The sequence below is a fragment of the Streptomyces sp. NPDC018947 genome (genome assembly GCF_044390505.1).
Taxonomy (GTDB): Bacteria; Actinomycetota; Actinomycetes; order Streptomycetales; family Streptomycetaceae; genus Streptomyces.
The window spans coordinates 295825-314364 of sequence record NZ_JBIRZD010000001.1 but is presented as its reverse complement, the minus strand read 5'-3'; the positions used below and the strand labels follow the sequence as shown (position 1 = coordinate 314364).

At 72.1% G+C, this 18540-nt stretch carries 16 protein-coding genes; 6 read left to right on the top strand and 10 right to left on the bottom strand.

Annotation, left to right across the window (positions count from 1 at the left end; translation table 11 throughout):
- Positions 1 to 35: 35 nt before the first annotated feature.
- Positions 36 to 1160 carry a mechanosensitive ion channel family protein gene (locus ACH499_RS01430; protein WP_399013156.1) on the bottom strand — a complete coding sequence of 375 codons (1125 nt, stop codon included), beginning with the start codon at positions 1158 to 1160 and terminating at the stop codon, positions 36 to 38.
- 107 nt (positions 1161 to 1267) lie between these two features.
- On the opposite strand from ACH499_RS01430, the gene ACH499_RS01425 reads away from it, so the two are divergent.
- The gene (locus ACH499_RS01425; RefSeq protein WP_356200095.1) at positions 1268 to 1861 is read left to right on the top strand and encodes a dienelactone hydrolase family protein; all 594 of its coding nucleotides are present in this window, start codon (positions 1268 to 1270) and stop codon (positions 1859 to 1861) included.
- Here ACH499_RS01425 and ACH499_RS01420 read toward each other — a convergent pair.
- The 5 genes from ACH499_RS01420 to ACH499_RS01400 all read right to left on the bottom strand — a co-directional run bounded on the left by ACH499_RS01420 (position 1843) and on the right by ACH499_RS01400 (position 7949).
- Entirely contained in the window at positions 1843 to 2841 is a 999-nt protein-coding gene (locus ACH499_RS01420) for a zinc metalloprotease (RefSeq protein WP_399013154.1), read from the bottom strand. The two genes, ACH499_RS01425 and ACH499_RS01420, sit on opposite strands and share 19 nt — an antisense overlap.
- A gap of 336 nt (positions 2842 to 3177) precedes the next feature.
- A complete protein-coding gene (locus ACH499_RS01415) occupies positions 3178 to 4863 on the bottom strand; it encodes an alkaline phosphatase D family protein (RefSeq protein ID WP_399013153.1) in 1686 nt (561 codons plus the stop codon).
- Positions 4864 to 4939: 76 nt separating this feature from the next.
- Positions 4940 to 5740 carry a DsbA family protein gene (locus ACH499_RS01410; protein WP_399013152.1) on the bottom strand — a complete coding sequence of 267 codons (801 nt, stop codon included), beginning with the start codon at positions 5738 to 5740 and terminating at the stop codon, positions 4940 to 4942.
- 82 nt (positions 5741 to 5822) lie between these two features.
- Complete coding sequence (locus ACH499_RS01405; RefSeq protein ID WP_356200089.1) at positions 5823 to 6530, bottom strand: hypothetical protein; 708 nt, start codon at positions 6528 to 6530, stop codon at positions 5823 to 5825.
- Positions 6531 to 6599: 69 nt separating this feature from the next.
- Positions 6600 to 7949 carry a DUF2252 domain-containing protein gene (locus ACH499_RS01400; protein WP_399013150.1) on the bottom strand — a complete coding sequence of 450 codons (1350 nt, stop codon included), beginning with the start codon at positions 7947 to 7949 and terminating at the stop codon, positions 6600 to 6602.
- Between the two features lie 234 nt (positions 7950 to 8183).
- Here ACH499_RS01400 and dnaE point away from each other — a divergent pair, with 234 nt between their 5' ends.
- Positions 8184 to 11723, top strand: a complete 3540-nt coding sequence (gene dnaE, locus ACH499_RS01395; RefSeq protein WP_356200085.1) for a DNA polymerase III subunit alpha — start codon at positions 8184 to 8186, stop codon at positions 11721 to 11723.
- An 85-nt stretch (positions 11724 to 11808) separates the two neighbouring features.
- Here the strand turns inward: dnaE and ACH499_RS01390 are convergent, their stop codons facing one another.
- Positions 11809 to 11976 (bottom strand): hypothetical protein, encoded by a 168-nt coding sequence (locus tag ACH499_RS01390; protein ID WP_356200084.1) that lies wholly within the window; start codon positions 11974 to 11976, stop codon positions 11809 to 11811.
- Positions 11977 to 12200: 224 nt separating this feature from the next.
- On the opposite strand from ACH499_RS01390, the gene ACH499_RS01385 reads away from it, so the two are divergent.
- From ACH499_RS01385 to ACH499_RS01370, 4 genes are all read left to right on the top strand, one after another.
- The gene (locus ACH499_RS01385) at positions 12201 to 13418 is read left to right on the top strand and encodes an NYN domain-containing protein (RefSeq protein ID WP_399013149.1); all 1218 of its coding nucleotides are present in this window, start codon (positions 12201 to 12203) and stop codon (positions 13416 to 13418) included.
- Between the two features lie 119 nt (positions 13419 to 13537).
- The gene (locus ACH499_RS01380) at positions 13538 to 14512 is read left to right on the top strand and encodes an ABC transporter ATP-binding protein (RefSeq protein ID WP_356200268.1); all 975 of its coding nucleotides are present in this window, start codon (positions 13538 to 13540) and stop codon (positions 14510 to 14512) included.
- 119 nt (positions 14513 to 14631) lie between these two features.
- Positions 14632 to 15447 (top strand): ABC transporter permease, encoded by an 816-nt coding sequence (locus ACH499_RS01375; RefSeq protein ID WP_356200080.1) that lies wholly within the window; start codon positions 14632 to 14634, stop codon positions 15445 to 15447.
- Between the two features lie 34 nt (positions 15448 to 15481).
- A complete protein-coding gene (locus ACH499_RS01370; RefSeq protein WP_399013147.1) occupies positions 15482 to 16183 on the top strand; it encodes an AAA family ATPase in 702 nt (233 codons plus the stop codon).
- Between the two features lie 33 nt (positions 16184 to 16216).
- On the opposite strand, the gene ybaK is transcribed toward ACH499_RS01370, so the two are convergent.
- The 3 genes from ybaK to ACH499_RS01355 are packed head-to-tail and all read right to left on the bottom strand — an operon-like array spanning position 16217 to position 18523.
- Positions 16217 to 16720 (bottom strand): Cys-tRNA(Pro) deacylase, encoded by a 504-nt coding sequence (gene ybaK / locus ACH499_RS01365; RefSeq protein WP_356200078.1) that lies wholly within the window; start codon positions 16718 to 16720, stop codon positions 16217 to 16219.
- 13 nt (positions 16721 to 16733) lie between these two features.
- A complete protein-coding gene (locus ACH499_RS01360) occupies positions 16734 to 17474 on the bottom strand; it encodes an LON peptidase substrate-binding domain-containing protein (protein ID WP_399013145.1) in 741 nt (246 codons plus the stop codon).
- Positions 17475 to 17485: 11 nt separating this feature from the next.
- Complete coding sequence (locus ACH499_RS01355; protein ID WP_399013144.1) at positions 17486 to 18523, bottom strand: hypothetical protein; 1038 nt, start codon at positions 18521 to 18523, stop codon at positions 17486 to 17488.
- Positions 18524 to 18540 lie beyond the last annotated feature (17 nt).

Below are 18540 nucleotides of genomic sequence, written 5' to 3'. Positions count from 1 at the left end.
CGCGGGCCCGGGGGCCGGGCCCCGGCGGCCGACGGTCACAGCGACTTCCCGGACCGGCGGGGGAAGCGGTGGGGCTCCTCGTCCGGGGCGCGCCGGGCGTGCGGCAGGCCGTCGTGGTCCGGGCGCCGGGGCGCCTGCGCCGTGCTGACGCGGGGCAGGGCGTACGGGTGCTCGTCGGCCAGCCAGCGGATCATCCGCTCGCGCACCTCCACCCGCACCGTCCAGATGTCGTCCGCGTCCTTCGCCGTCACCAGGGCCCGCACCTGCATGGTGCTCGGCGTGGTGTCGGTGACGGTCAGGTTGTACGCCCGCCCGTCCCAGGCGGGGCAGCCCCGCAGGATGTCGCGCAGTCGCTCGCGCATGGCGTCCAGCGGGGCCGAGTGGTCGAGGTGCCAGTAGACGACGCCGGTCATCTGCGGGGTGCCCCGCGACCAGTTCTCGAACGGCTTGGAGGTGAAGTACGAGACAGGCATCGTGATCCGGCGCTCGTCCCAGGTGCGCACGGTCAGGAAGGTCAGCGTGATCTCCTCGACGGTGCCCCACTCGCCGTTCACCACGACCGTGTCGCCGAGGCGCACCATGTCGCCGAAGGCGATCTGCAGCCCCGCGAACAGGTTGCCCAGCGTGGACTGGGCCGCGATGCCGGCCACGATGCCGAGCACACCGGCCGAGGCCAGCAGCGAGGCACCCGCGGCGCGCATGTCGGGGAACGTGAGCAGCATGGACGCAGCGGCGACCACGCCGACGACCGCGGAGACGACACGCATGATCAGCGAGACCTGGGTGCGAACCCGCCGCACCCGCGCCGGGTCACGCTGGGCGTGGGCCTGGGCGTAGCGCGAGTACGAGGTCTCCACGACCGCCGCGGTGATCCGGATGACCAGCCAGGCGGCCGAGCCGATCAGCACCAGCGTCAGCGTCCGGCCGACCCCGGCCTGACGGCCCTCCAGGAGCCCGGCCTCGTCGTAGGACCCTCTCAGCAGCGCCGCGCACAGCACCACCTGGTACGGGATGCGGGCGCGGCGCAGCAGCCCCCACAGCGGCGTCTCCGGGTGGCGTTCGTCGGCCTTGCGCAGCAACAGGTCGGTGGCCCAGCCGATGACCAGGGTGAACAGGACGGAGCCGCCGACGACGATCAGCGGGCGGAGTATGGTCTCCATGCCCACGAACGTATCCGGCACGGCCGGGGCATGAACCTGTGATGTGCGTCCCGCACCGGGTATCGCCGCCCGCCCGGCCGTCACACCCGGCCTGGCACCATGGCCTCATGAACATCGTGCTCTTTCACTCGACCCATGGCCCGAGGCCCGCGGTGCGGCAGGCCGCCGACCGGCTGCGCGACGCCGGGCACCAGGTGTGGACCCCGGACCTCTTCGAGGGGCGGACCTTCGACACGGTCGAGGAGGGCATGGCCCACCAGGAGGAGATCGGCCGGGAGGAACTGCTGAAGCGGGCGGTGCTGGCCGTGGCGCCGTACTCCGAGCGCGGGCTCGTCTACGCCGGGTTCTCCCTCGGCGCCTCCATCGCGCAGACCCTCGCGCTCGGCGACCACCGGGCGCGCGGGCTGCTGCTCCTGCACGGCACCTCGGACATCGCCGCCAACGCCTCGGTGGACAACCTGCCGGTGCAGTTGCACGTGGCCGAGCCGGACCCCTTCGAGACGGACGACTGGCTCAGCGCCTGGTACCTCCAGATGGGCCGCGCCGGAGCCGACGTCGAGGTGTACCGCTACGCGGGCGCCGGCCACCTCTACACCGACCCCGGTCTGCCGGACTACGACGAGGAGGCGGCCGAGGCCACCTGGCGGGTGGCGCTCGGCTTCCTCGAGTCGCTGGAGGAGGATCAGCCGGCGGCCCGGTAGGCGGCCCAGCTGTCCTGCATGCGCTGCACCTGGCCGGCGGAGAACCGGTCCATGCACGCGTCGTAGGTGTAGTCCATGAAGTTGTGGATCGGGTCGGCGCCGGCCTGGCGGGTGCAACTGTCACGGCCCTCGGGGCACTGGTAGGCCGGGCTCTTCTCGGCCGGAGTGTCCGCGACGTAGTCGCCCTGGCCGCTGCAGCCGCCCTGGAAGGTGTGGTAGAGCCCCAGCCAGTGGCCGACCTCGTGGGTGGCGGTGTCGCCCTGGTCGTAGTTGGCCGCGGAGCCGCCCGGCAGCGAGGCGTTCAGGATGACGACGCCGTCCATGGAGGGGCTGGCCTTGTAGGAGCTGGGGAAGGTGGCCCAGCCCAGGAGCCCGCCGCCGATGTTGGCCGCGTAGACGTTGAGCGCGTTGGCGCCGCCCTTGCGCAGGGCGGACTTCATCGCCTTCTCCTCCGCCGAGCCCGAACCGACGGTGTACCAGGCGGCGTTGTCGGTGTAGTCGGTGCCGGCCAGGGTGAACTGGAAGCCCGAGTCGGTGTTGCCGGTGCCGCTGCCCGCGTAGGCCGCGTTCAGGACGTTCATCTGGGCGTTGATGTCGGTGGCGCTGAGCTTGCCGGCCTCGCCGTCGTGGATGACGTGGAAGTAGACCGGGATGGTGGCCGAGGCGGCGGCCGCGGAGAGGCGGCCGTTCGCGCGCAGCTTGTCGAGCTTGGCGCGCAGATCGGCGTCCATGGCCTTGGCGGAGGCCTCGCTGATCTCGTTCGGCTCCGCGATGTGGCTGCCGGAGCCGGGGCGGGCCTCGCGGGCCGCGGCGTGGGTGTCCTCCACGCAGTCGGCGGCCGGGGCGCCGGTCACCGGGGCACCGGCCGCGGCGACGCCGGTGGGTGCGGACAGCGGGCTGAGCATCAGGGTTCCGGCCACGACGGCCGTGCCGAGAAGGCGTCTGCGCGTCAGGGGCGATATCCGGGCAAGCGCACGCATGCGGGCTCCTAGCGGATGCGGTGGGGAATGGGGCGCAGGGATCTTCCTGGCCACCGCCCGGAGATTACGTGTACATGCGGACGCGGAAAGAGCAGTGATCAAGCCCAATCAAATACCCGGCGAACACGGGCAATTGGTGAAGTTTCTTGTGCGGGTCCCGTTCATCGCCGGAGGTTCCGGGATCTCAGCGTGACGGATCCGGATCACGGCGGGTGGCGTGTCCCGGTTCGGCGCACCGGTCGCACCACCCGCCGTAGTCACCTGGCTCCTCCGGGTGGGTCCGCTCGCGGTTTCGGGTTGGCCGAAAATCGCCTGTGCGGGGCGGAGGGGGCGGGCTCAGACCGGGTCGTAGGTCCGCTCGACCTTCTGCGTGCCGCTGCGGGTGCGGTACGAACGGGCCCACGCCGAGGTCGCGTCGGGCTTCGTGCGGTCGGACAGCACGTAGTAGTCCATCTGCGCCCGCTGGGCGGTGATGTCGAGGACGCCGTAGCCGTGCCGGTCGGTGTCGACCCAGTGGACGTGCCGGTTCGCGGCCCGGATGACCGGCGCGGCGACGGCCGAGACGGTCCCCTCGGGGACCTTGACGATGTCGTCGAGGTTGTCCGAGGTCACCGAGGTGACGACGAACTCCGTGGCCACCGAGGCGGACAGCGGGTACGTGGCGGCGTTGTACGGCACGTCGTTGGCCCACGCCATGTGGATGTCGCCGGTCAGGAACACGGTGTTGCGGACCGCGTTCGCGCGCAGGTGGGCCAGGAGTTCGCGCCGGTCGTCCGTGTAGCCGTCCCACTGGTCGGTGTTGAGGGCGAGCCCCTCCTTCGGCAGGCCGAGCAGCTCCGCGAGCGGCTTCAGCAGCTCGGCGGAGAGCGAGCCGATGGCGAACGGCGAGATCATCACCGGGTTGCCCACCAGCCGCCAGGTGGCGTCGGAGGAGGTCAGCCCGGCCTTGAGCCAGTCGAGCTGGGCGCGGCCGGTGAGCGTGCGGTCCGGGTCGTCGACGTCGCCGTTGCCGAGGGCGGCCTGCTGCGAGCGGAACGAGCGCAGGTCCAGCAGCGAGAGGTCGACGAGCTTGCCGAAGCGCAGCCGGCGGTAGGTGGTGCCGGTGACGGCCGGACGCACCGGCATCCACTCGAAGTAGGCCTGCTTGGCGGCGGCCTGACGTGCCGTCCAGGCGCCCTCCGCGCCCTCGGTGTGGTTCTCGGCGCCGCCCGACCACGTGTCGTTGGCGATCTCGTGGTCGTCCCAGATCGCCACGACCGGCGCGGCGGCGTGCAGTGCCTGGAGGTCCGGGTCGGTCTTGTAACGGGCGTGCCGGATCCGGTAGTCGGCGAGGGTGACGATCTCGTGGGCGGGCGCGTGCTGCCGTACGACGGTGTCGCGGGTGCCGTACTCGCCGGTGCCGTACTCGTAGACGTAGTCGCCGAGGTGCAGCCAGGCGTCCAGGTCGCCGCGGGCCGCGAGATGGCGGTACGCGGAGAAGTGGCCGGCCTCCCAGTTGGCGCAGGAGACCACACCGAAGCGCAGGTGGGGGACGGCCGCGTCGGCCGCGGGGGCGGTGCGGGTGCGGGCGGCGGGGGAGACGGTCGGCCCGGCCGAGAAGCGGAACCAGTAGTCCGTGGCGGGGGCGAGGCCCCGGACGTCGGCCTTGACCGTGTGGTCGGACGCGGCGGACGCGGTGAGGGAGCCCTTGGCGACGACGTTCGTGAACGCCTTGTCGGTGGCGACGACCCAGCTCACCTCGGTGTCCGGGCCGAGGCCCGAACCGGGTATCGCCTCGGGCACCGGCGTCACCCGGGTCCACAGCAGGACCCCGTCGGGCAGTGGGTCGCCGGAGGCGACGCCGTGCAGGAAGGCGGGCGCGGCACCGGCGGCCACGGCGGGCGGCGAGGCGGCGAGCGGGGCGGCCAGAACGGCGCCGGCCGCCGCGGCCTTGACGAACGAACGGCGGCTGGGCGCGCGGGTGCCCGCGTGCTCGGCGGACGACGGGACGATCTCTTCGGATGATCTGTGTCGACTGGTCACGGCCGATCAGGTTACTGATCGGTATGCGAACGGGCGGGCGAACTGCCGAAAATTCGCCCGCCCGTTCGCCGCACGTCTACTTGGTGACGCCCGCGTCCTTGAGCGACTTCTGCCATTCGGCGGCCGTGCCCGGGTTCTGGATCACCTTGTCGTTGATCTTGATGGTGGGGGTGGAGTCGACACCCTCGGCGTTGTCGAAGGACTTGCTCATGCGCATCGCCCAGGCGTCGTAGGTGCCGTTCTTCACGGCGTCCTGGAACTTCTTGTTGTCCTTCAGGGCGTCGACCGTGTTCGCCACCTTGATCAGGTAGTCGTCCTTGGCGAGCTCGTCGGTGGTCTCCGCGGGGTGGAACTCGGAGGAGAACAGCGCGCTCTTGTAGTCGAGGAACGCGTCCGGACCGACGTTCAGCGCGGCGCCGAGCGCGCTGAGCGCGTTCTTCGAGCCCTCACCGCTGAGGTTGCCGTCGAGGAAAGTGCCGATGGTGAAGGAGAGCTTGTAGTCGCCGTCCTTCATGCCCTTGTTGATGGTCTCGCCGAGGTTCTGCTCCAAGGAGGCGCAGGCCGGGCAGCGGGGGTCCTCGTAGAGGTGGACCACGTTGTCGGACTTCGACTCGCCGAGCACGACCGTGGTGCCGTCCTTGCCCGAGGTGTTGGCCGGGGCCACCACCTTGGCCTCGGCGGCCTTCTCCCACCCCGTGGGCTTGCTGTTCTGCACGACGAAATAGCCGATGCCGCCGGCTATCGCCAGTACGCCGACGATGGAGCCGGCCACGACGGCCTGCCGCTTGACCTTGTCGCGCTTGGCCTGGCGCTCGCGCTCCTCGCGCAGGCGCTCACGGGCCGCCGTCTTCGCCGCCTGGCTGTTCCGCTTGCTCATGGTGATGTTCTCTCCGGGGACGCGCACACGGGGGGTGTGCGGAAATGCGTACGTGGGCTGCTGGTGCTCGGTGACCGGGAGGTCAGGCGAGCGCGAGCGAGCGCGGCGGTCCGCGCCGTCCCAGGGAGTGCGTGAGGATCCGCTCGCGGGCACCGGCGGTGCGGCGCAGTGCCGGTGCCGGGCGGCGCACCGCCGGTGCCCGGCGCACGGTCACGGCCGCGACGGCCAGCAGCAGCGGCCGGAACGTCGTCGCCGCCACCGCGCTCAGGAGCTGGGCCAGCGCACGTTCGCCGCGCCGCAGCCACGCCGCGGCCAGCAGGCCGACGCCGACGTGCGCGCCGAGCAGCAGCCAGGCGGTCGCCGGGTCGGCGTGGGCCAGGGCGGCCGCCAGCCGGTCGCCGTCGGCGCCGGTGACCCGGGTGAGCGGGGCGGCGACACCGGCCCGGACGCCCGTGCCGTCGCCGCACAGCACGTCGAAGCCGACCGAGCGCAGTGGACCCGCGACCGGGCCGCCCGCCCTGCCGTAGCAGAGGTGCTGGCCGGTGGTGAAGACCGTGTCGGCGGCCAGCTCCAGCGGGATCAGCAGGGCGGCGATCCGCCCGAAGCCGCGCTCGCGCCGCCCGGCCAGGGCGTACGCGATCACGAACACGGCGGCCGCGACGGCGGCCACCGTGGGCAGCGGCAGCGGCACCCCGGACAGCAGCACGTGCGACGCGGTGCTGAGCGTCACGACGAGTGACGTGAACAGCGCCGCGCGTACGGCTCTGAGCGGGGTCCCGGATATGTCCATAGCGAGTCAAGAGTGTGTCATGAAGGCCGGTAAGGGGTCCTTAAAGGGTGCCTGTGGGCCGGGGCACGGTCACAGGCCCGGGATCCGGCCGTTGCGGAAGAGGTCGACGAAGGTCTGGTGGTCGGCACGCGCGCGTGCGCCGTAGGTGTGGGCGAAGTCCACCAGCAGGGGCGCGAAGCCCTCCTCGTCGGCCGCGATCGCCGCGTCGATGGCCCGCTCCGTGGAGAAGGGCACCAGGGACTCGCCGGACTGGTCGTCCGCCGCGGCGTGCATCGTGGCCGTGGCCCGGCCCAGGTCGGCGACGACCTCGGCGATCTCCTCCGGGTCGTCGATGTCGCCCCAGTCCAGGTCGACCGCGTACGGCGAGACCTCGGCGACGAGCTGGCCCGCGCCGTCCAGCTCGGTCCAGCCCAGCCACGGGTCGGCGTGCGCCTGGAGGGCGCGCTGGGAGATCACCGTGCGGTGGCCCTCGTGCGCGAAGTAGTCCCGGATCGCCTGGTCGGTGACGTGCCGGGAGACCGCCGGGGTCTGGGCCTGCTTGATGTAGATCACGACGTCGTTCTCCAGGGCGTCGCTGTTGCCCTCCAGCAGGATGTTGTACGACGGCAGGCCGGCGGAGCCGATGCCGATGCCGCGGCGGCCGACGACGTCCTTGACCCGGTAGGAGTCCGGGCGGGCCAGCGACGACTCCGGGAGCGTCTCGAGGTAGCCGTCGAAGGCGGCCAGCACCTTGTACCGCGTGGCGGCGTCCAGCTCGATGGAGCCGCCGCCGGGGGCGAAGCGGCGCTCGAAGTCACGGATCTCGGTCATCGAGTCCAGCAGCCCGAACCGGGTCAGCGAGCGGGCGACGCGCAGCGCGCCCAGCAGCGGGCCCTCGGCGGTGTCCAGGGTGAACGGCGGCACCTCGTCGCTCTTGGCGCCCGTGGCCAGGGAGTGGATGCGCTCGCGGTACGCGCCCGCGTAGACCCGCACCAGCTCGGTGATCTGCTCGTCGCCGAGCGCCTTCGCGTACCCGATCAGCGCGACGGAGGCGGCGAAGCGCTTGAGGTCCCAGGTGAACGGGCCGACGTAGGCCTCGTCGAAGTCGTTGACGTTGAAGATCAGGCGGCCGGTGGAGTCCATGTACGTGCCGAAGTTCTCCGCGTGCAGATCGCCGTGGATCCACACGCGCGAGGTCCGCTCGTCCAGGTACGGGCCGCTGTACGTCCGGCCGCCGTCCTGCCCGCCGTGCTCCGCGTCCAGGTCGTGGTAAAAGAGGCAGGCCGTGCCCCGGTAGAACGCGAAGGCCGAGGCCGCCATCTTCCGGAACTTCACCCGGAACGCGGCCGGGTCGGCGGCCAGGAGCTCGCCGAAGGCGGTGTCGAAGACGGCGAGGATCTCCTCGCCGCGGTGCTCGTCGCTGAGCTGCGGGACCGACATCGCTGGGTGCCTCCTGGTGCGGACGGTGCGGGGCGAGTGGGGCGTCATTCCACTCGGACCAACGGTCGAGGGTGCGCGGGAGTGCCCGCGCGCCGGGGCGGGCCCGACACGCGGGGCCCCGCATGAAGGTACGCGTCCGGCGCGCCGGAGTGTCAGTGGCGAGGCATAGACTTCGACGCTGACCCCCCGGACTGACCGCAGCCCGTCGCCCAGAGTTTCCCCAGGAGGCCGCACGTGTCCAAGCCGCCGTTCACGCACCTGCACGTCCACACCCAGTACTCCCTGCTGGACGGTGCCGCGCGGCTGAAGGACATGTTCAACGCGTGCAACGAGATGGGCATGACGCACATCGCCATGTCCGACCACGGCAACCTGCACGGGGCGTACGACTTCTTCCACTCCGCGAAGAAGGCCGGGATCACCCCGATCATCGGGATCGAGGCGTACGTCGCGCCCGAGTCGCGGCGCAACAAGCGCAAGATCCAGTGGGGCCAGCCGCACCAGAAGCGGGACGACGTCTCCGGTTCCGGTGGTTACACGCACAAGACGATGTGGGCCGTGAACAAGACGGGCCTGCACAACCTCTTCCGCCTCTCCTCCGACGCGTACGCCGAGGGCTGGCTGCAGAAGTGGCCCCGGATGGACAAGGAGACGATCTCCCAGTGGTCGGAGGGGATCGTCGCCTCCACCGGCTGTCCCTCCGGCGAGGTGCAGACCCGGCTGCGGCTCGGCCACTTCGACGAGGCGCTCAAGGCGGCCGCCGACTACCAGGACATCTTCGGCAAGGACCGGTACTTCCTGGAGCTGATGGACCACGGCATCGACATCGAGCACCGGGTCCGCGACGGCCTGCTGGAGATCGGCCGCAAGCTCGGCATCCCGCCGCTGGTGACGAACGACTCGCACTACACGTACGCGCACGAGGCGACCGCCCACGACGCGCTGCTGTGCATCCAGACCGGCAAGAACCTCTCCGACCCGGACCGCTTCAAGTTCGACGGCACCGGCTACTACCTGAAGTCCACGGACGAGATGTACGCCATCGACTCCTCGGACGCCTGGCAGGAGGGCTGCGCCAACACGCTGCTGGTCGCGGAGATGGTCGACACCTCGGGCATGTTCGAGAAGCGCGACCTGATGCCCAAGTTCGACATCCCCGAGGGGTACACCGAGGTCACCTGGTTCCAGGAGGAGGTCCGCCGCGGCATGGAGCGCCGCTTCCCCGGCGGCATCCCCGAGGACCGCCAGAAGCAGGCCGAGTACGAGATGGACGTCATCATCCAGATGGGGTTCCCGGGGTACTTCCTCGTCGTGGCCGACTTCATCATGTGGGCCAAGAAGCAGGGCATCGCCGTCGGCCCCGGCCGTGGTTCCGCGGCCGGTTCGATCGTGGCGTACGCCATGGGCATCACCGACCTCGACCCGATCCCGCACGGCCTGATCTTCGAGCGGTTCCTCAACCCCGAGCGCGTCTCCATGCCCGACGTCGACATCGACTTCGACGAGCGCAGGCGCGTCGAGGTGATCAGGTACGTGACGGAGAAGTACGGCGCCGACAAGGTCGCCATGATCGGCACCTACGGCAAGATCAAGGCGAAGAACGCCATCAAGGACTCCGCCCGCGTGCTGGGCTACCCGTACGCGATGGGCGACCGCCTCACCAAGGCCATGCCCGCCGACGTCCTCGGCAAGGGCATCGACCTCAACGGCATCACCGACCCCTCGCACCCGCGCTACAGCGAGGCCGGCGAGATCCGGTCGATGTACGAGAACGAGCCGGACGTGAAGAAGGTCATCGACACCGCCAAGGGCGTCGAGGGCCTGGTGCGGCAGATGGGCGTGCACGCCGCCGGCGTGATCATGTCCAGCGAGACCATCACCGAGCACGTGCCCGTCTGGGTCCGGCACACCGACGGCGTGACCATCACACAGTGGGACTACCCGAGCTGCGAGTCGCTCGGCCTGCTGAAGATGGACTTCCTCGGCCTGCGCAACCTGACGATCATGGACGACGCCGTCAAGATGGTGAAGTCCAACAAGGGCATCGACATCGACCTGCTGTCGCTGCCGCTGGACGACCCGAAGACCTTCGAACTGCTCCAGCGCGGCGACACCCTCGGCGTCTTCCAGTTCGACGGCGGCCCCATGCGCTCCCTGCTGCGCCTGATGAAGCCCGACAACTTCGAGGACATCTCCGCCGTCTCCGCGCTCTACCGTCCCGGCCCGATGGGCATGGACTCGCACACCAACTACGCGCTGCGCAAGAACGGCCTCCAGGAGATCACCCCGATCCACAAGGAGCTGGAGGAGCCCCTCGAAGAGGTCCTGTCCGTCACCTACGGCCTGATCGTCTACCAGGAGCAGGTGCAGAAGGCCGCGCAGATCATCGCCGGCTACTCGCTCGGCGAGGCCGACATCCTGCGCCGCGTGATGGGCAAGAAGAAGCCCGAGGAGCTGGAGAAGAACTTCGTCATCTTCCAGGCCGGCGCCCGCAAGAACGGCTACAGCGACGAAGCCATCCAGGCGCTGTGGGACGTGCTGGTCCCCTTCGCCGGATACGCGTTCAACAAGGCGCACTCGGCCGCGTACGGCCTGGTGTCGTACTGGACGGCGTACCTCAAGGCGAACCACCCCGCCGAGTACATGGCCGCGCTGCTCACCTCGGTCAAGGACGACAAGGACAAGTCCGCGGTCTACCTCAACGAGTGCCGCCGCATGGGCATCAAGGTGCTGCCGCCCGACGTCAACGAGTCCATGTCCAACTTCGCCGCCCAGGGCGACGACGTGATCCTCTTCGGCCTCTCCGCCGTGCGCAACGTCGGCACCAACGTCGTGGAGTCGATCATCCGGTGCCGCAAGGCCAAGGGGAAGTACAGCTCCTTCCCGGACTACCTGGACAAGGTGGAGGCGGTCGTCTGCAACAAGCGGACGACGGAATCCCTGATCAAGGCCGGCGCCTTCGACACGATGGGGCACACCCGCAAGGGCCTCACCGCGCAGTACGAGCCGATGATCGACAACGTGGTCGCGGTCAAGCGCAAGGAGGCCGAGGGCCAGTTCGACCTCTTCGGCGGCATGGGCGACGAGCAGAACGACGAGCCCGGCTTCGGACTCGACGTCACGTTCGGCGAGGACGAGTGGGACAAGACCTATCTGCTCGCCCAGGAACGGGAGATGCTCGGTCTCTACGTCTCCGACCACCCGCTCTTCGGTCTCGAGCACGTGCTCTCCGACAAGGCCGACGCGGGCATCTCCCAGCTCACCGGCGGTGACTTCGGCGACGGCGCGGTCGTCACCATCGGCGGCATCATCTCCGGCCTCCAGCGCAAGATGACCAAGCAGGGCAACGCCTGGGCCATCGCCACCGTCGAGGACCTCGCCGGCTCCATCGAGTGCATGTTCTTCCCCGCGACCTACCAGCTCGTCTCCACCCAACTCGTCGAGGACGCCGTGGTGTTCGTCAAGGGACGCCTCGACAAGCGTGAGGACGTGCCGCGGCTCGTGGCGATGGAGCTGATGGTCCCCGACCTGTCCAACGCGGGCACCAACGCGCCCGTGGTCCTCACCATCCCGGCGACGCGGGTGACTCCGCCGATGGTCAGCCGCCTCGGCGAGATCCTCACGCACCACCGGGGCGACAGCGAGGTCCGGATCAAGCTCCAGGGGCCGACGAAGACCACGGTGCTGCGCCTCGACCGGCACCGGGTGAAGCCCGACCCGGCCCTCTTCGGCGACCTTAAGGTGCTGCTCGGCCCGTCCTGCCTGGCGGGCTGAGACAGGGGAACGACGAAAGGGGCGCACCCGGCAACGGGTGCGCCCCTTCCTGTCACGGCGGCCGCGACGGCCCGTGTGCCGGACGTCAGTTGTGGCCGAAGCGCTTCTGCCGCTTGCGGGAGGGCATGTCGCCGGACGAGAGCGGCGGGGCGTGCTGCTCCTCGCGGTCCATCACGGCCTGGTCGGCGGCGGCCTGCGGGGCACGGGCGGACGCGGACTGCTTACGGTCACGGTTGTTCTTGTTCTTGGCCATGGTGATCTACCTCCTGAGGGGGATCTGGGGGCCAGGTCCGGCATCAGACTCACATAGACTGAAAAAGAACGCATATCGGGCAATTACCGTGCGTGACACGGCTCGTCGGGTCACGGGGCGCCGAAACGCCACGCCGAAGATCGAGTTGGGGCCGTTAACCTCCGTGCCGTCGGGCAGACTCGAAGCAAGCCCGAAGCAAACCTCCCGGAAAGAGGGTGGATCGCGTGGACCGCTGCATCGTCCTGGTGGACGCCGGGTATCTGCTGGGGGCCGCCGCCAGTCTGCTCGCCGGGGAGCCCTCGCGCTCGCGCATCACCGTCGATCACGCCGCCCTCATCCAGGGGTTGCGCGACCGCGCCGAGTCCGACACGCAGCAGCCTCTGCTGCGCATCTACTGGTTCGACGGCGCCCCCGACCGCGTCCCGCAGCCCGAGCACCGCCGGCTGCGCGTGATGCCCCGCGTCACCGTTCGGCTCGGCGCCCTCACGCGCAGTGACGGACGCTGGGCGCAGAAGGGGGTGGACGCCGCCATGCACGCCGAGCTGACCGAACTCGCCCGCAACCGCGCCTGCTCGGACATCGTCCTCGTCACCGGCGACGGCGATCTGCTGCCCGGCATGATGGCCGCCAAGGAGCACGGCGTCGCCGTCCACCTGTGGGCCGTGCAGGCCGCCGACGGCGACTACAACCAGTCCGAGGACCTGGTCGCCGAGGCCGACGAACGCCGCGTCCTCGACCGCGCCTGGATCACCAAGGCCGTACGCGCCAAGGAGGTCGGCGGCATCTGCGCGCCGCCGCCCGTGCCCCGGCCCGAGATCGCCGCGATCCTCTCCGCGCCGCTGCCCGAGTCCGCCCTGTCCGCCGCGGCCGAGCGGGCCGCCCGGGAACCCGAGCACCCCGCGGCGGACACCGCCGCGCGCAACGGCGCCGGGGAGCGCACGGCCCCCGCCAAGGGCGTCCCCACCCCCAAGGACCTCGCCGCCCTGCGCGCCCCCGGCGCCCACCACCCTGCCCCGCAGCCGCCGACCGCCACCCTGCGCTGGTCCTCCGACAAGGGCTGGGTCGACCGGCCCGCCGCCGAGCCCGCCGAGGCCCTCTCCCTGCCGACGCTGGCCCAGCTCACCACCGCCGAGCAGCGCTGGGCCGACCGCGAGGAGGACATCACCACGGTCGGCGGCGACCCCTACGAGGTCGGCCAGGTCTTCGCCCGCCGCTGGGTCGAACGCCTCGGCGACCAGAGCCACCTGCAGAAACTGTCCGGCATGTACCCCCGCATCCCGCACCGCGTCGACGGCGAGCTGCTGCGCTACGCGGCCCGCTTCGGGCTGCTGGCCCACAAGGACGACCAGATCGACGAGCACGACCGGTACGCGATCAGGGCGGGGTTCTGGCGGGAGATCGACGTGCGCACCGCGACCGAGCGTGCTCCCGCCGGGGAGTGACGCCTGGCCGAATTGATGCTTATGGGCGGACCCGAGGGCGGGGCGGGACCGGCGACCCCGTAGGCTCGTCCCTTGTGACTACGCGCGCGGCACAGGCCTCTCGACCCGGCGGCGATGCCGTGTGCGCGGTGCGCGGGCTCACCAAGACCTACGCGGCGGTACGCGGCCGGCGCGGCGCCCCCGCCACCCCCGAGGTCAGGGCCACCGACGACGTCTCCCTGGACATCCGCCGCGGTGAGATCTTCGGACTGCTCGGCCCCAACGGCGCCGGCAAGTCCACCCTCGTCCGCCAGATGACCGGGCTGATGCGACCCGACCGCGGCACCGTCGAGATCCTCGGCCACGACATCGTGCGCCACCCGGAGCGGGCCGCGCGGATCCTCGCCTACCTCGGCCAGGAGTCCAGCGCCCTCGACGAGCTGACCGTGTCGCTCGCCGCCGAGACCACCGGACGGCTGCGCGGCCTCGACGCCCGCGACGCCCGCGCCGAACGGGACGCCGTCCTCGACGAGCTGGGCCTCGCCCCGATCGCCGGGCGCCCCCTCAAGAAGCTCTCCGGCGGCCAGCGCCGCCTGGCCTGCTTCGCCGCCGCGCTGGTGGGCGAGCGCCCGCTGCTGGTCCTGGACGAGCCCACGACCGGCATGGACCCGGTGGCCCGGCGCGCGGTCTGGGCCGCCGTCGACCGCCGGCGCGCCGAGCGGGGCACGACGGTGCTGCTCGTCACCCACAACGTCATCGAGGCCGAGACCGTGCTGGACCGGGTCGCCGTCCTCGACCGGGGGCGCGTGATCGCCTGCGACACGCCCGCCGGGCTCAAGGAGCAGGTCGCCGGCGAGGTCCGCGTGGACCTGGTGTGGCGCGAGACGGCGCCGCTGAACGTCCCCGAGGTCGCCGCGCTGCGCGACCGGGCCGCCGAGTCGGGGCGCCGCTGGACGCTGCGGCTCGCCCCTGAGGAGGCCCGCGCCGTCGTCGCCACCGTCACCGGCGGGGCCGCGTTCGCCGCGCTCGACGACTTCACCCTGGCCACGCCCAGCCTGGAGGACGTCTACCTGGCCCTGGGCGGGGCGGCGCGGCAGGGACTGGTGAGGGCTTGAGCACGCGAGCGGTGAGAACCCGGGGCTCCGCGTCCGCTGCGGCGGGGACGAGCGCCCACGGGAGGACGGGTGCAGCGCGGACTGGCCCGGCGACGAGTGGTGAAGGGGAGCAGCACGACGTGAGTGTCGTACCCGCCGAAGTCCTGCCCGACGGCGCCCCGGCCGCGGGGGAGCGGGGCGCGGCCGAGCTCGGACCCCGGGCGCGGCTGTGGCCGTCCCTGGTGGCCGTGTACCGGGCGCAGCTCTCCCGGGCCCGGGTCGCCAGGATCCCGCTGCTGTTCGTGGCCACCTTCCAGTCGATCGGCATCATGATCCTGATGCGCGGTGTCGTGGACGGCGGGGGCGAGGCCCAGGCCGTGGTCGCCGGGTCCGCGGTGCTCGTCGTGGCGTTCGTCGCGCTCAACCTGCTCGCCCAGTACTTCGGGCAGCTCCGCGCGAGCGGCGGCCTCGACCACTACGCGACGCTGCCGGTGCCGCCGGCCGCGGTCGTCCTGGGCGCGGCGGGCGCGTACGCCTCCTTCACGGTGCCGGGGACCGTGGTGACGGCGGTGTTCGGCTGCATGCTGTTCGGGCTGCCGGTGACCCATCTGTGGGTGCTGGCGGCCGTGATCCCGCTGGCGGGCGCCGCGCTCGCCGGACTTGGGGCGGCCCTCGGCCTGCTGGCGCCGCGCCCCGAGCTGGCCACCCTGCTGGGCCAGCTCGGCATGTCGGCGGCGCTGCTGCTGGGCGTGCTGCCCGCGGAGCGGATGCCGGAGGCGGTCCGACTGGCGCGGGACCTGCTGCCCTCGACGTACGGCGTGGAGGCCTTCGCGCGCACCTTCGGCGAGCGGCCCGACTGGGCCCTCGTCCTCGGCGACCTCGCCGTGTGCGGGGCGGTGGGCGTGCTCTCCCTGGCCGTCGCCACCTGGGCGTACCGCCGGGCCGCCGTCCGGTGACGCGCGGCACAGGCACGTTTGGCACGATGACGGGGTGACCGCACCGCTGACTCCGCCTCCGCCGCCGAACGATCGCTCGTCCCACGGGCCGGTGCCGCCCCCCGTCGGGGCGCACGCGATGGGGCCCGCGCACGACCACGGCGAACAGGACGGGACCGGGATGCTGACCGAGATCCGGCAGGCCGTCGTCGCCCTGGTGGCCGTGACCCTCTCCGGAGTGCTGCTGGGCCTGCTGTGGTGGCGGCTCGCGCCGCACGTGCCGCTCGTCGGCAACGTGGTCGACGAGAGCTGGGTCGTCTACCTGAAGGACTCCGAGGGCGAGCAGGCGGTCGGCGTCGACGGCACGTTCACCCTGCTCGCGCTCGGCTTCGGGCTGGTCAGCGCGGTGGTCGTCTTCCTGCTGCGCCGGCGCGGGGGTGTGCCGCTGGTGGTCGCCCTGGGCGTCGGCGGACTCCTCGCGTCCGTGCTGGCGTGGCGCGTGGGCGTGTGGCTGGGGCCGACGCAGGACGTGATCGCCCACGCGAAGGACGTGGGCAAGGGCGTGACGTTCTCCGCGCCGCTGAAGCTGGGCGCGAAGGGGGCGCTGCTGGCCTGGCCGTTCGCCGCGCTGGCGGTGCACCTCGGGCTGACGGGCCTGTTCGGCCCCCGCGACCCGGAGCCCGACCCGTACGGGCAGTACCAGCCGTACTACCCGCAGGGGCGTCAGGGAGGACCGGGCGGCGAGAAGCAGGCGTAGGCCGGCCGGCCGCGAAGCCGGCCGGGGCGCGGGTCAGGGGCGGCCGATGGGGGCCAGGGTGGCGTCGGTCAGTTTCGCCAGGTCGTCGGGGGAGAGTTCGACCTCCAGGCCGCGGCGGCCCGCCGAGACGCAGATCGTGGCGTGGCCCGAGGCGGACGCGTCCAGGACCGTCCGGAGCCGCTTGCGCTGGCCGAGCGGGGAGATACCGCCCCGCACATACCCCGTGGTGCGCTCGGCCAGCGCCGGATCGGCCATCGCCGCCCGCTTGCCGCCCACCGCCGACGCCAGGGCCTTCAGGTCGAGCTGGCCCGCCACCGGGACCACCGCGACCGTCAGTGCCCCGTCGACGTCCGCCACCAGCGTCTTGAAGACCCGCTCCGGGGAGACCCCCATCGCCTCGGCCGCCTCCTCGCCGTAGGACGGGTGGGACGGGTCGTGGTCGTAGGCGTGGACCGTGTACGTCACACCGGCGGCCGTGAGGGCCACCGTCGCGGGGGTGCCGCCGGACTGCTGCTGCTTCTTCGACTTCTTCGCCATCCGGGCCAGTACCTCAGTTGAAACTCGTCGGGCCGCGCGTCAGGTCGAACGCCGGCAGGGACGGCAGCGTACGGATGATCGCCGTCTCGGTGCGCAGGAGTCTCAGCTCGTCGCGCAGCCGGGACGCGGTGTCCGGCGCCTGGAGGAGCCGCTGCTTCGTCGGCGTGTCCAGCATCATCGCGGCGGCGACCAGGTAGGAGACCACACCCGGTTCGTCCGGCAGTTCCGCGCCGGTCGCCAGCGAGCGCTCCCGGGCCCCCGCCAGCCGCTTCTGGTACTGCCGGAACGAGCGCAGCACCCCCTCGGCCAGCGCCCCCGCCTCGTCGCCGGGTTCCTCGGGCAGCGGCTCCAGCTCGGCCGTCAGGAAGGGCCCCGACGCGTCCACGGACAGCACCCGCACCCGGGTCGTGCCGGTCGCCAGCACCTCGAAGGTGCCGTCGGCCCGCTCCCGGATCGTCGCCGCGTCCGCGATGCAGGCCACCTTGTGGAGCGCCTTGGCCGGGTCGGGGCCGAACCCGGCGGCGGGGCCGCGCTCGGGCACGGCCGTGAGGTCGGGCATGCCGGGGGCGCTCGGCGCGACCTCGTGGCCGTCGCGGATCGCCACGACGGCGAATCGGCGCGGTTCTTCCTCGGGCGTCTTCAGCAGCTCGCGCATCATGGCGCGATAGCGCTCCTCGAAGACGTTGAGGGGGAGCACGAGTCCCGGGAACAGCACCGAGTTCAGGGGGAAGAGGGGGAGCCGGACGGTGGTCACGACCCAGAAGCCTAATGGCCGCCGGGACAGAAGCGGCCGCCGCGCCCCGTACGCGGATGGCGCGAACCCGCCGCAGGCCCCGTGTCCGCGAGCGCGGCGCGGAGGTTCCCGCGCACCTGGAGGAACCGTCCGAGCGGGTCGTCGGCGTCCCGGTCCCACGGGAAGGACGTGACGTACGGGCCGGTCAGCCGCAGTTGTTCCGCCGCCTCCCGCGGGCGCTCCAGGCGCACCAGCACGTAGGTCAGCAGATTGCGCAGCTCCGCCGGCCAGGGGTCCGCCGGCGGGTGCGCGGCGGACAGGGCGATCGCCCGGTCGGCCGCCGCGTGCAGGCGGGAACGGTCCACACCCCGGGCGGGTTCCCGGGCCGAGCCGTCCGGGCCGGTCCGGGTCAGGCAGACGAACGCCGCGTGGAGCGGCAGCGCGCGTACGAGCGCGTCCTCGGGGGCGTCCTGTGCGGCCCTCTTGGCGAAGTCGAGGCACTCGCGGTGGGCGTGGGGCGAGGAGGCGGCCAGGTACTCCAGGGCGGCCACGTGACAGCCGTAGTGGTGCGGGGAGCGGCGGACCGCCTGCTCCCACAGCCCCTCGAACACGGCGTGCCCCGCGCGGGCGCCCCGCGCGGCGTCCAGGGCGACGCGCCACGGCACCGGGTCGGGGCCGCCGGCCCGGGTGGCGGCCGTGACCGCGGGGGCGACCTGCCGCAGGAGTTCCGCGCGGGCGGGGGAGTCCCAGCAGCGGTCCACGGCGAGCCTGGCGCCGACCAGCAGGGCGCCGGGGTCGTCCGGGGCGGTGGCGTGCCAGTGCTCGAGCCATGCGGAGCGGGCGCGTGCGAAGGCGGCCAGCCGGGTCGCGCAGCGGTCGCGGCGTTCCCACTCGGCGCCGTCGCGGGTGGCGGCGAGGAGGGCGGCCGCCGGGCCGTGATCGCCGCCCGCCGCGGCCACCAGGGCGGGGGCCAGGCGGTCGTCGGGGGCGTCGAGGAGGACGTCGGCTTCGTCGTCGGCGGGGGGAGGTGCGGCGGCGGGCCGCGACGTACGGAGGAACGCACGCAGCATGGCCTGTACGACGGTCG